General features: G+C 64.3%; 13 protein-coding genes. All 13 read left to right on the plus strand.

The window, feature by feature from the left end; translation table 11 throughout:
* Positions 1-459: molybdopterin dinucleotide binding domain-containing protein (locus AB4Y99_RS19400; RefSeq protein WP_441524453.1), on the plus strand; the 459-nt coding region annotated here is incomplete at its 5' end.
* A gap of 81 nt (positions 460-540) precedes the next feature.
* The gene (locus AB4Y99_RS19405) at positions 541-1953 is read left to right on the plus strand and encodes a cytochrome ubiquinol oxidase subunit I (RefSeq protein WP_441524454.1); all 1413 of its coding nucleotides are present in this window, start codon (positions 541-543) and stop codon (positions 1951-1953) included.
* Between the two features lie 5 nt (positions 1954-1958).
* Entirely contained in the window at positions 1959-2963 is a 1005-nt protein-coding gene (cydB, locus tag AB4Y99_RS19410) for a cytochrome d ubiquinol oxidase subunit II (protein WP_441524455.1), read from the plus strand.
* A complete protein-coding gene (locus AB4Y99_RS19415) occupies positions 2963-3079 on the plus strand; it encodes a DUF2474 family protein (RefSeq protein WP_441524456.1) in 117 nt (38 codons plus the stop codon). Before cydB ends, AB4Y99_RS19415 begins: the two co-directional genes overlap by 1 nt.
* A 115-nt stretch (positions 3080-3194) precedes the next feature.
* The gene (locus tag AB4Y99_RS19420; protein ID WP_441524457.1) at positions 3195-4418 is read left to right on the plus strand and encodes a mechanosensitive ion channel family protein; all 1224 of its coding nucleotides are present in this window, start codon (positions 3195-3197) and stop codon (positions 4416-4418) included.
* 1 nt (position 4419) lies between these two features.
* Positions 4420-5448, plus strand: a complete 1029-nt coding sequence (locus AB4Y99_RS19425) for a cation diffusion facilitator family transporter (RefSeq protein ID WP_441524458.1) — start codon at positions 4420-4422, stop codon at positions 5446-5448.
* Between the two features lie 307 nt (positions 5449-5755).
* Positions 5756-6319 (plus strand): HdeD family acid-resistance protein, encoded by a 564-nt coding sequence (locus AB4Y99_RS19430; protein WP_441524459.1) that lies wholly within the window; start codon positions 5756-5758, stop codon positions 6317-6319.
* A gap of 90 nt (positions 6320-6409) precedes the next feature.
* Positions 6410-7051, plus strand: coding sequence for a nucleotide exchange factor GrpE (grpE, locus tag AB4Y99_RS19435; protein ID WP_441524460.1), 642 nt, complete (start codon positions 6410-6412; stop codon positions 7049-7051).
* A gap of 24 nt (positions 7052-7075) precedes the next feature.
* Positions 7076-7588, plus strand: coding sequence for a hypothetical protein (locus AB4Y99_RS19440; RefSeq protein WP_441524461.1), 513 nt, complete (start codon positions 7076-7078; stop codon positions 7586-7588).
* Between the two features lie 166 nt (positions 7589-7754).
* Positions 7755-8318, plus strand: a complete 564-nt coding sequence (locus AB4Y99_RS19445) for an Hsp20/alpha crystallin family protein (protein WP_441524462.1) — start codon at positions 7755-7757, stop codon at positions 8316-8318.
* 51 nt (positions 8319-8369) lie between these two features.
* Positions 8370-10277, plus strand: coding sequence for a molecular chaperone DnaK (gene dnaK / locus AB4Y99_RS19450; RefSeq protein WP_441524463.1), 1908 nt, complete (start codon positions 8370-8372; stop codon positions 10275-10277).
* 62 nt (positions 10278-10339) lie between these two features.
* Positions 10340-11032 (plus strand): CDGSH iron-sulfur domain-containing protein, encoded by a 693-nt coding sequence (locus AB4Y99_RS19455; RefSeq protein ID WP_441524464.1) that lies wholly within the window; start codon positions 10340-10342, stop codon positions 11030-11032.
* A gap of 48 nt (positions 11033-11080) precedes the next feature.
* Positions 11081-11387: DnaJ domain-containing protein (locus tag AB4Y99_RS19460; RefSeq protein WP_441524465.1), on the plus strand; the 307-nt coding region annotated here is incomplete at its 3' end.

An 11387-nucleotide genomic window follows, 5' to 3' on the forward strand; every position in this document is an offset into this window, starting at 1 on the left:
AATCTCGACATCCCGCCGCGTCGGCGGGTCTGGCCGACGCCGAACGGCAAGGCAAATTTCCTCCCGTTGCCGGGATTGGAGGTCAACGACGAGGTTGCGGATCCGGCCATGCTGCGGCTCGCGACGGTCCGTTCGCACGATCAGTTCAACACGACGATCTACAGCTACAACGACCGCTACCGGGGCGTTTACAATGACCGCATGGTCCTCTTCGTGAACACGCAAGACCGCGAGGATCGCGGCCTTGACGAGGGCGCACGCATCGCGCTGGAGACGATCAGCCGCGACGGCATCGCGCGACGTGTCGAAGGTTTGACGATCCTCGACTATCCGATGCCGCGCGGTGCCGTCGCGGGCTACTACCCCGAGCTCAATCCGCTCCTGCCGCTCGATTACTACGACAGGATCAGCGGCACGCCCGCCGCCAAATCCATACCGGTGCGGATGGTCGTAGACTGACCCCGCTCTGCTTTCGGCCAGCCGGCGGCCCTTTGGAGGGCGGCTCCGGGACGACCGTTTCCGTTTCGAGGAGGAAGGACGTTGCTCGACCAGCTCGATCCGGTGATCTTGGCCCGCGCGCAATTCGCGTTCACGGTCTCGTTCCACTTCGTCTTCCCGGCCTTCTCGATCGGGCTGGCGAGCTATCTCATGGTGCTCGAGGCGCTGTGGCTGAGGACGGGGCGAGCCGTCTATGTCGATCTCTATCGCTACTGGCTCAAGATCTTCGCGGTCGTGTTCGGCATGGGCGTGGTCTCGGGCGTGGTGATGTCCTACCAGTTCGGCACCAACTGGTCGGTCTATGCGTTGAAGGCCGGGCCGATCATCGGACCCCTGATGGCCTATGAGGTGCTGACCGCCTTCTTCCTCGAGGCCGGTTTCCTCGGCGTGATGCTGTTCGGCATGAACAAGGTTGGCAAGCGGCTGCATTTCTTCGCAACCTGCATGGTGGCGCTCGGCACCCTGATCTCGGCGACCTGGATCATCTCGGTGAATAGCTGGATGCAGACGCCGGCCGGTTACGCCATCAACGCGAAGGGGCAGTTCGTTCCGGCCGGTTCCTGGCTGCCGATCATCTTCAACCCGAGCTTCCCCTATCGTCTCGTCCACACCGTCATCGCCGCTTACCTGACCACCGCCTTCGTCGTGGGCGGGGTGGGGGCCTGGCACCTGCTGAAGGACCGGACGAATGCCGGCGCCCGCACGATGTTCTCGATGGCGATGTGGATGGCGGCGCTGGTCGCGCCGATCCAGATCCTGGCCGGCGACGCGCACGGGCTCAATACGCTGGAGCATCAGCCAGCCAAGGTTCTGGCGATGGAGGGCGACTATCAGCCGAGTCCCAACGGTGCGCCGCTGATCCTCTTCGGCCTGCCGAGCAACGAGGAAGCGCGGGTACGCTACGAGATTTCGATCCCGCATCTGGGCTCGCTGATCCTGAAGCATGATCCCTTCGCGCCGCTGCCGGGCCTCGTCGATTTCCCGCGCGAAAACTGGCCGCCGGCGCATATCGTGTTCTGGTCGTTCCGGATCATGGTCGCGCTCGGCTTCGCCATGCTCGGCCTCGGCCTCTGGAGCCTGCTCGCGCGGTTCCGCCGCAGGCTCTACGATTGGCCCTGGCTTCATCGCGCGGCCATCCTGATGGGACCGTCCGGCTTCGTCGCGGTAATCGCCGGCTGGGTGACGACCGAAGTCGGGCGCCAGCCCTTCACCGTCTACGGCCTGCTGCGGACAGCGGAATCCCATTCGCCCTTGGCGGCGCCGGCGGTGGCGGCCTCGCTCATCGCGTTCGTCATCGTCTATTTCTTCGCCTTCGGGGCCGGCGTCTATTATCTGCTGCGCCTCATGGGGAAGCCGCCCGGCAGCGGCGAGGCGGCTCCAGCCCCTATGCCGCAGCGCGCGGCGGGCATCACGCCGGCGCCAGGCGTCGTGGCTCCGGCGGGCGCGGGGGAGTGAGCGCCATGGCCAGTATCGATCTCACCATCTTCTGGGCCGGCATCATCGGCTTCGCGGTCATGGCCTATGTCGTGATGGACGGTTTCGACCTCGGTATCGGCATCCTGTTCCCGAGCCTCGCGGTCGGCGACGCGCGCGACCAGGCGATGAATTCGATCGCGCCGGTCTGGGACGGCAACGAGACCTGGCTAGTGCTGGGCGGCGGCGGCCTCTTCGCCGCATTTCCACTCGCTTATGGCATCATCCTGCCGGCGACCTATCCGCTGATGATCGCCATGCTGCTCGGCCTGATCTTCCGGGGTGTCGCCTTCGAGTTCCGCTGGCGTGACCCGCGCCACCGCCCGTTCTGGGATGTTGCCTTCTGCCTTGGCTCCTTTGTCGCCGCCTTCACGCAGGGCGTGACGCTCGGCGCAATCCTGCAGGGCATCCATGTTGAGCGGGATGCCTATGCCGGCGGCTGGCTGGATTGGCTCAGCCCCTTCAGCCTGCTCACCGGACTTGCCGTGGTTATCGGATACGGCCTGCTCGGCGCTACCTGGCTGATCTGGAAGACGGAAGGCTCGAGCCAGCACCATGCTCGCCGGGTCGCCTTTTGGCTGGCTCTGGCGACGCTCACCGCCTTGGCGACCGTCAGCGCAGCCACGCCTTTCCTGGCCTATGACTATTGGCGGCGCTGGTTTGCCATGCCCGGTGTTCTGCTGACGGCGCAGGTGCCGTTGCTGGTCGCGATTTGCGCTGCAACCTTGTTCTGGAGCCTCGGGCGCCGATCGGAAAGATTGCCCTTCCTCATGGCGCTGGCGATTTTCCTGCTAGGCTTTGTCGGCCTGGGGATCAGCATCTACCCCTATATCGTGCCGCGTGCGGTGACGATCTGGGATGCTGCGGCGCCGCTTTCGAGCCAAATCTTCATGCTTCCCGGCGCGCTCGTCATCATCCCCCTCATCCTCGCCTATACGGGCTGGGCCTATTGGGTGTTCCGCGGCAAGGCCGGCGTGCACGGATATCACTGATGACGCCCGGCGCCCCGCTCTGGAAACGGCTCGCCTGGATGGCGGGAATCTGGGCCGCGAGCGTGGCGACGCTCGGCATCGTGAGCGGCGTCATCAAGCTCGCGCTGGCCGGCTGAGCAGGCGACGCGCAACGCCTTTCCTGAATGCCACGCGCAAGGCACAGTGGCGTCGGGTGGCGCCCCCGCCATGCCGGGTCGCGACTTTCATCCCTCACGATCAGCGAGCACGAATATGGAAGCAGGTGCTCCGGGCCGCAATTTGACCACGGACTGGCCGATGCTGCTGGAGGTCTGGCGCCATGATCTCGGCGGGATCACGGTCGGCCAGATTGCACTGGCAGGGCTCATTCTCGCACTCGCGCYTGCGGCCAGACGCCTCGTTGGCCGCGTTCTGCTGACGACCCTGCGTCGCTGGACCATCGGCGATAAGACACCCGCGGGCGAAAACATCCTCGCCGCATTGGCGCCCCCACTGCGCTTCGTGCCGATCCTCATCGCTTTGTTCGCGATTGCCGCTTTCCTCGACCTGCCCGTGGGCGCGAAGGAGGTGCTCGCGGACATCACGCGCTCGCTGGTTGCAGCCACGTTCTTCTGGGCCCTTTTTACCATCGTCGAGCCTGCTTTCTCGCTGCTTCACGGAGACCGCTCGATCTTCAACGAAGCGATGGTCGGTTGGGCGGTGAGGGTGAGCCGGATCGTCCTGCTGTCGCTGGGCGCTGCCGTCGTGCTCGAGATCTGGGGCATCCATGTCGGTCCGATTCTGGCCGGGCTCGGCCTCGTCGGCGTTGCTGTCGCGCTCGGTGCGCAGGATCTGTTCAAGAATCTGATCGCCGGCATCTTCATCATCGGCGAGCAGCGTTTCCAGACCCGCGATTGGATCCTGGTCGACGGCGTGGTCGAAGGCACGGTGGAGACGATTGGGTTGCGGACGACGAAGGTGCGGCGCTTCGACATGGCGCCCGTCTTCGTGCCGAATTCGAAGCTGGCAGATAATGCATTGACCAACTTCTCGCAGATGACCAGCCGACGCATCTCCTGGACGATCGGCCTGGAATACGGCGCCACCGTCGACCAGTTGCGCGAGGTCCGGGACGGCATCGAGGCCTTGATCCGTGACAATCCTGATTTCGCGGCGCCGCCCGAGGCGCCGCTCTTCGTGCGTATCGCCGATTTCGGCGCTTCATCGATCGACCTCATGCTCTACTGCTTCACACGCAGCACTGATTGGGGCGAATGGCTGAAGACCAGGGAAGCGCTCGTCCTCGCCATCAAGGCGCTGGTCGAGAAGGCGGGAACCGGCTTCGCCTTTCCGAGCCAGTCGATCTATGTCGAAAGCTGGCCGACGGGGGAGGAGGCATTTCCCCTCGCGCGAGGGGGCCTGGCCCCCGGCGCCCGGCACGAGCCCGACACGGCCCCGGCCAATCCGGTTCGGGGTACGCAGGTCGCGGAGGGCTGACATGACCGCCATCGTGTCGGATCCGAAGCTGCGACATCGTTCCGCCGGGCGGGGCGTTGTCTATGCGGCGCTCGCCGGCAATGTCGCGGTGGCCGGCACCAAGCTCGTCGCCGCCGCCGTGACCGGCAGTGCCGCCATGTTCAGCGAGTCCGTGCATTCGGTTGTCGATTGCGGCAACGAAGCGTTGCTGCTGTATGGCTATCGCCGCGCTGCGCGACGCCCTGACCTGGTCCACCCGCTGGGTTTCGGCCGGGAACTCTATTTCTGGAGCTTCATCGTCGCGCTGATGCTCTTCGCGCTCGGCGCCGGCGTCTCGATCTATCAGGGCGTGCACCATGTCATGGCGCCGGAACCGATCCAGCATGCCGTGGTCAGCTATGTGGTGCTGGCCCTGTCCTTCCTTTTCGAAGGCACGTCCTGGATCATCGCCTGGCGTGGCTTCGCCAAGGTCAGGGCAGAGGTTCACTTCTGGACGGCGTTTCGCCAGAGCAAGGATCCACCATCCTTCATGGTGCTGTTCGAGGACACGGCGGCGCTCATCGGCATCCTGATCGCGGCTGCGGGCATCTTCGCGGCGCAATGGCTCGACCAGCCGGTCTTCGACGGCATCGCCTCGATCCTGATCGGTCTCGTCCTGGCCGTCGTCGCGATCCTGCTCGCGGTCGAGAGCAAGAGCCTGCTGATCGGGGAGCGCGCGACGCCGGCGCTCGTGGAGGCGATCTGCCGGCTTGCCCAGGAGCAGCCGGGCGTCGTCCACGCCAACAGCGCTCTCACGGCCCAGCTTGCACCGGACCAGGCGATGGTGGCGCTGAGCATCGCGTTCGATCCCGAGATGAAGACCGCGGACATCGAAACCTGCGTGGCCAAGATCGAACACCGTGTCAGGGAAACGCATCCGAACGTTGTGGCTCTGTTCGTCAAGCCGCAAACCGTGCTGCAATTCGAAGCCGCACGAAGCGCGCGGTTCGGGGAAGCAGGGAAAGGCTCCGGGCCGCCTCACGGCTCCGACGGAAAGACCTCACATTCCTGACAAGGAAGCCCAGGCAGTAAGGGGCGCGACTGGAGCGGTGAACGCGCGTCGATAGTTTCTGTTGAGATGACRTTCTCGAAACGACGGAGATGAATTTTCGTCGCAACACGTGCCTGTGCTTCGGACATCCGGCACTCACGCGAATGGGCGGCGACCTGTTCCGGTCATTCTGTCTTCAAAAGCTTGGACAGAATGTCTCTCCTGCCGTGCCCAGATCATACTAACATACTGATCTAGAAAATATTTCACACTGGCACGCCTATTGCGGGAATGTTCGGCACGGTCGTTCACCGGGAAGGACGTACCCATGACGCATATCGACAAAAGCCACGGCGTGATCTTAGCGGACGATATCCGCACCGCCTGGGCGTGGTTCCTCGCGCTGGGGGCCGCGTTCATCGTCCTCGGCCTGATCGCAAGCAGTCATCTGCTGCTCGCCACCATCGTCACCGTCTACTACCTCGGCGCTTCGATGATCATAGCCGGCGTGCTCCAGATCGTTCAGTCCTGCCGGCTGACACGTTGGACCGGCTTCATTCTCTGGCTGCTGAGCGGCCTTCTCTATGTTGTCGCTGGTATCGTGACATTCACGAACCCGGCCTTGGCATCGTCCGCCCTGACCCTGCTTCTGGCGCTGTTCACTGCGGCCTCCGGTATCATGCGGATCTGGCTCGGGGCAGGGGCGATGTCGGAGCGCGGCTGGGGCTGGATCGTCGCCTCCGGCGTTCTCTCGACGGCTGTTGGGCTGATCTTCTTGGTCGGCTGGCCAGTCAACAGCGCGTGGCTGCTGGGCCTGGTCCTGTCGATCGACCTGATCTTTCAGGGCTGCGCCCTCGTCGGGACCGGCGTACGATTGAAGTCGATGAACTGACGCAGCCTATCTCGCGAGCCCGATCGGTTTCGGGTCGCAATATCCCTGACGAGCGGCCGCAAAGGCGGCAGAGCTGGATCGGAGGCGCTGATGATCGGTGGAAATAACAAGGCGAAGGGCGTGAGGGGCGATGCTGGCGAGTCGATCTCCGGCGAGCAGGCTGCCCCCGGCGCTGCAGCGCAGACCGGCGAAGAGAGCAGCGCCGCGGCCGGGGAGGCTGCGCCAGCGCAACCGGAGACCGGCGAGCTGGCGGAGCTCCGCTCCGAAAACGCTGCCCTGAAGGACCGCCTGCTACGGGCACTGGCTGAAACCGAGAATGTGCGACGCCGCGCCGAGCGCGACCTGATCGATGCGCGCCGCTATGCCGTCACGACCTTCGCCCGCGACCTGCTGCCCATCGCCGACAACATGGAGCGCGCCATGGCCAGCGTTCGCACGCAGACGCCGCAGGGCGGCGAAGGCCTCGTCAAGGCGCTGATGGAAGGCGTCGATCTCACCGGGAAGGAGTTGCTGCGCGTCCTGGAGAAGCATGGCGTCCGAAAGCTCTCGCCGGTCGGTGAGCGGTTCGATCCGCATTTTCATGAGGCGCTCTTCGAGGTTCCCGACCCGGCAGTGCCGGAGGGCACGGTCAGTCAGGTCGTCGAGCCCGGCTATTCCATCGGAACACGCCCGCTGCGCCCGGCCAAGGTCGGGGTCGCGCGGGGCGCTCCGTCGGGCAAGGCGATCTCTTGACGTTAGAGCCGAGCCGAAACCGCATTGAAGATCCGGGAGGGTGATTTGATGAAAGGGATAGCGACCATCACCGGTTTCGCGCTCGCCGGATCGGTGCTTCTCGCCGGCCCGTCACTCGCGGCTGGCCTGGCCTGTGGGAAACTCGGCAATCTCGCCACGCCATCGGCAGTCGCGGACATCGATGCGCGGTTGCCCAAGGGGTTCGCGCTGGAGCAGAGCGACCAGCTCGCCGCCGCGATCACTCTGCTGCGGGAGCACGGCCTGTCGTCCGGTAACACCATCGACCATCTGATCGCTTTTTACTGTCCGGCGGTGGCCGCCGAGGCTGGTCTTTCCGATGCCGAGAAGCGGGCACGCGTCATGCGCTTCGCCCAGAAGGCCACGCGCCTCGTCTACGCGCAGAACGATGTCGACGCCGTCATCTATGACGTTCCCCTCAAGCCAGGCGTCGCAGAAGCAGCGACCGAGCGTGCCAGGAAGGAGGGGCTCACTCTGGAGGCCTGGATCGGCCAGATGGTCGAAGCCGCCATTCGCTAGCTCCGGCGTCATGGACATTCTGTCCCGGCGTAACGGGACAGCTTGTCCACCGGAGCGTGGTCTGGCGGATTAAGGTTCTGATATTGCAGGGTATATCGTCTGGCATGTCGGTTGCTGAGGCTGGTTCGGGCTCGCGTTCCCGGATGGCGACGAACGAGGTGATCTCATGGCACAGGAAGCCTCCTCTCCCGGCCAGCCACAGAGCGTTCCGGAGCGCGACTGGCTGGGGCGTGGCATCGGGACGCCGTTTCATGCGCTTCACAGCGAAATGAACCGTCTCTTCGAAGACGTGTTTCATGGCAGGTTGACAAGCAGCGGCCGTCAGGCCGCGCCGATGAGCCCCCTCATGGATGTGTGCGCCAACGACCGGCAGGTTCGCGTCACCATCGAGCTGCCGGGGATCGACAGCAACGACATCGATCTCTCGCTCCCCGGCGACCTTCTCACGGTCCGCGCCGAGAAGAAGGCCGACAGCGTAGATCCCGAGGACAGCTACCATATCGTCGAGCGGCCCTACGGTACGTTCCAGCGAACGGTGAAACTGCCCTGTGCAGTGGTAGGCGATCAGAGCCAGGCACGTTTCGACAACGGCGTTCTGATCGTGACGTTCCCGAGAGCCGGGGGGGCAGGGGCACGCCTCAATATCCCGATTGGCGACGCAGGCAGGCGAGGGAAGGGGTCCGCAACCCCAGCCCCCGCAGGCCCAAGCCCGACGGATGCCGCTAGCTAGGGTGCAGCGAAAAGCGGACACGACAACCAAAGCGCGACAGGGAGCAGAGTGATGTCCAAAGTCATCGGAATTGATCTCGGAACGACGAATTCCTGCGTCGCCGTCATGGACGGCAAGAATGCGCGTGTTATCGAGAATGCCGAAGGTGCGCGGACGACCCCTTCGATCGTGGCGTTTACCTCCGACRGCGAGAGGTTGGTCGGCCAGCCGGCGCGGCGGCAGTCGGTGACAAATCCCACCAACACTATCTTCGCGGTCAAGCGCCTGATCGGTCGTCGCTACGATGATCCGACCGTCGAGAAGGACAAGGCGCTGGTGCCTTACAAGATCGTCAAGGCCGCCAATGGCGACGCTTGGGTCGAGGCCGAGGGCAAGCCCTACTCGCCCTCGCAGATCTCGGCCTTCATCCTGCAGAAGATGAAGGAGACGGCCGAGGCTAATCTCGGCGAGAAGGTCACCCAGGCGGTCATCACGGTTCCCGCCTATTTCAACGACGCCCAGCGCCAGGCGACCAAGGATGCAGGCAAGATCGCCGGCCTCGAGGTGCTGCGCATCATCAACGAGCCGACAGCGGCTGCGCTGGCCTATGGGCTCGACAAGAAGAAGCAGGCGAAGATCGCGGTCTACGACCTCGGCGGCGGCACCTTCGACATCTCGATCCTCGATATCGGGGACGGCGTCTTCGAGGTGAAGTCGACCAATGGCGATACCTTCCTCGGCGGCGAGGACTTCGACATGCGCCTGGTCGAGTATCTCGCGGACGAGTTCAAGAAGGAGCAGGGCATCGACCTGCGCAAGGACAAGCTCGCCCTCCAGCGCCTGAAGGAAGCGGCCGAGAAGGCCAAGATCGAGCTTTCGACCGTGACCCAGACGGACGTCAATCTGCCCTTCGTGACGGCCGATGCATCGGGTCCGAAGCACCTTCTAATCAAAATCTCACGGGCGAAATTCGAGAGCTTGGTCGAGGACCTCGTGCAGCGGACCATCGAGCCTTGCCTCAATGCGCTGAAGGATGCCGGCCTTTCGGCGGGCCAGATCGACGAGGTCGTCCTCGTCGGCGGCATGACCCGCATGCCGAAGATCCAGGAGGTGGTGCAGAAGATCTTCGGCAAGGAGCCGCATAAGGGCGTCAATCCCGACGAGGTCGTCGCCATCGGCGCTGCGATTCAGGCCGGCGTACTGCAGGGCGACGTCAAGGACGTGCTGCTGCTCGACGTGACCCCGCTCTCGCTCGGCCTCGAGACGCTCGGCGGCGTGTTCACGCGTTTRATCGAGCGCAACACCACCGTCCCGGCGAAGAAGAGCCAGGTCTTCTCCACCGCAGAGGATAATCAGAACGCTGTGACGATCCGGGTCTTCCAGGGTGAGCGCGAGATGGCGGCCGACAACAAGTTCCTCGGCCAGTTCGATCTCGTCGGAATAGCCCCGGCCCCGCGGGGCATGCCGCAGATCGAAGTGACTTTCGACATCGACGCCAACGGCATCGTCAACGTCTCGGCGAAGGACAAGGGCACGGGCAAGGAGCAGAGAATCCAGATTCAGGCCTCCGGAGGCCTTTCCGAAGCTGATATCCAGAAGATGGTGAAGGATGCCGAGGCGAACGCCGCCGAGGACAAGAAGCGTCGTGAACTCGTCGAGGCTCGTAACTCCGCCGAGGCTCTGCTGCATGCAACCGAGAAAACCCTTTCGGAGCATGGCGCCAAGCTGCCCGAGCCGGATCGCCGCGGCATCGACGATGCGGCGACCGATCTGCGTGAGGCTGCCAAGGGTGACGACATTGCCGCGATCCAGATGAAGACGAATGCCCTGCAGCAGGCCTCGATGAAGCTCGCCGAGGCCATGCAAACTTCGTCCCAGACCGCCTCCGAAGCCGGAGCCGGCACCGCACATGCCGGAGGCGACGGCGTCGTTGATGCCGAATTCACCGAGATCGGAGACAACGACAAGAAGAAGAGGTGACATCGGGCGGAAACGCGGTTCGACGCGGCCCGGCCAGGGCCTACCATGCGTGGGAGGACGTTATGAAGGACACCGAGCGCAGCGTGCGCGTGACAGTCACGCGCAACGGCCCTTATATCGTAGCAGGTCGGGTCCGGCTTTCCGATCTGACCATCGCGACCGATGCCGCAGGGGTATCGGAGGAGTGGGTCGGGCACGAGCGTCCCGAAGGAAAGGCGACCGTTGCGCTGTGTCGCTGCGGACATTCGAACAGCAAGCCTTTTTGCGACGGCTCCCACGCCAAGGTCGGCTTCGACGGTACCGAAACCGCGAACAGAGCGCCCTATCTCGAACGGGCGCAGGCCTTCAACGGCCCCGAGCTCGCGCTCCTCGATGTCGAGGGGCTCTGCGCCTTCGCGCGCTTCTGCGATGCCAATGGACGGGTCTGGAACGAAGTCGCCGAAACCGGAGATCCCGAGTTACGCGAAACCTTCATCCACCAGGTTCAGAACTGTCCCTCGGGGCGCCTTGTTGCCTGGGACAAGGCCAGGCAGGCCGCACTCGAGCCGCATGTCGAGCCCGCGATCGGCTTCATCGAGGATCCGAGCGAGGGCTGCAGTGGACCGATCTGGCTGCGCGGCGGGATCGCCGTCGTCTCCGCCGATGGCGAGCAGTATGAGGTCCGCCAGCGGGTGACCCTGTGCCGTTGCGGAGGCTCCAGAAACAAGCCTTTCTGCGATGGCACGCATGCCGCTATCAAGTTTCATGCGAAGTGACACAATTCGCTGTGCGTCTCGCTACCGAACAGGCCTTCGGAGTAGCCCGTGAGAAATCCTTACGAGGTTCTGGGTGTCGCCCCGACGGCTTCGGCCGCCGAGATCCAGAGCGCCTATCGCAAGCTGGCGAAAAAGCTGCACCCGGATCTCAACCCCGGCGACAAGGCGGCGGAGGATAAGTTCAAGGAGGTGGCGGCCGCGAACGATCTGCTGAGCGACGCCGACAAGCGCAAGCGCTTCGACGCCGGCGAGATCGACGCCTCCGGGGCGGAACGGCCGCAGCAGCACTTCTACCGGGATTTCGCGACCTCGGACCAGGGCAATCCTTATGCCGATGCGTCGGGCTTCGCCGATT

This window comes from Allobosea sp. TAB14, from assembly GCF_052113865.1.
Taxonomy (GTDB): Bacteria; Pseudomonadota; Alphaproteobacteria; order Rhizobiales; family Beijerinckiaceae; genus Allobosea; species Allobosea spartocytisi.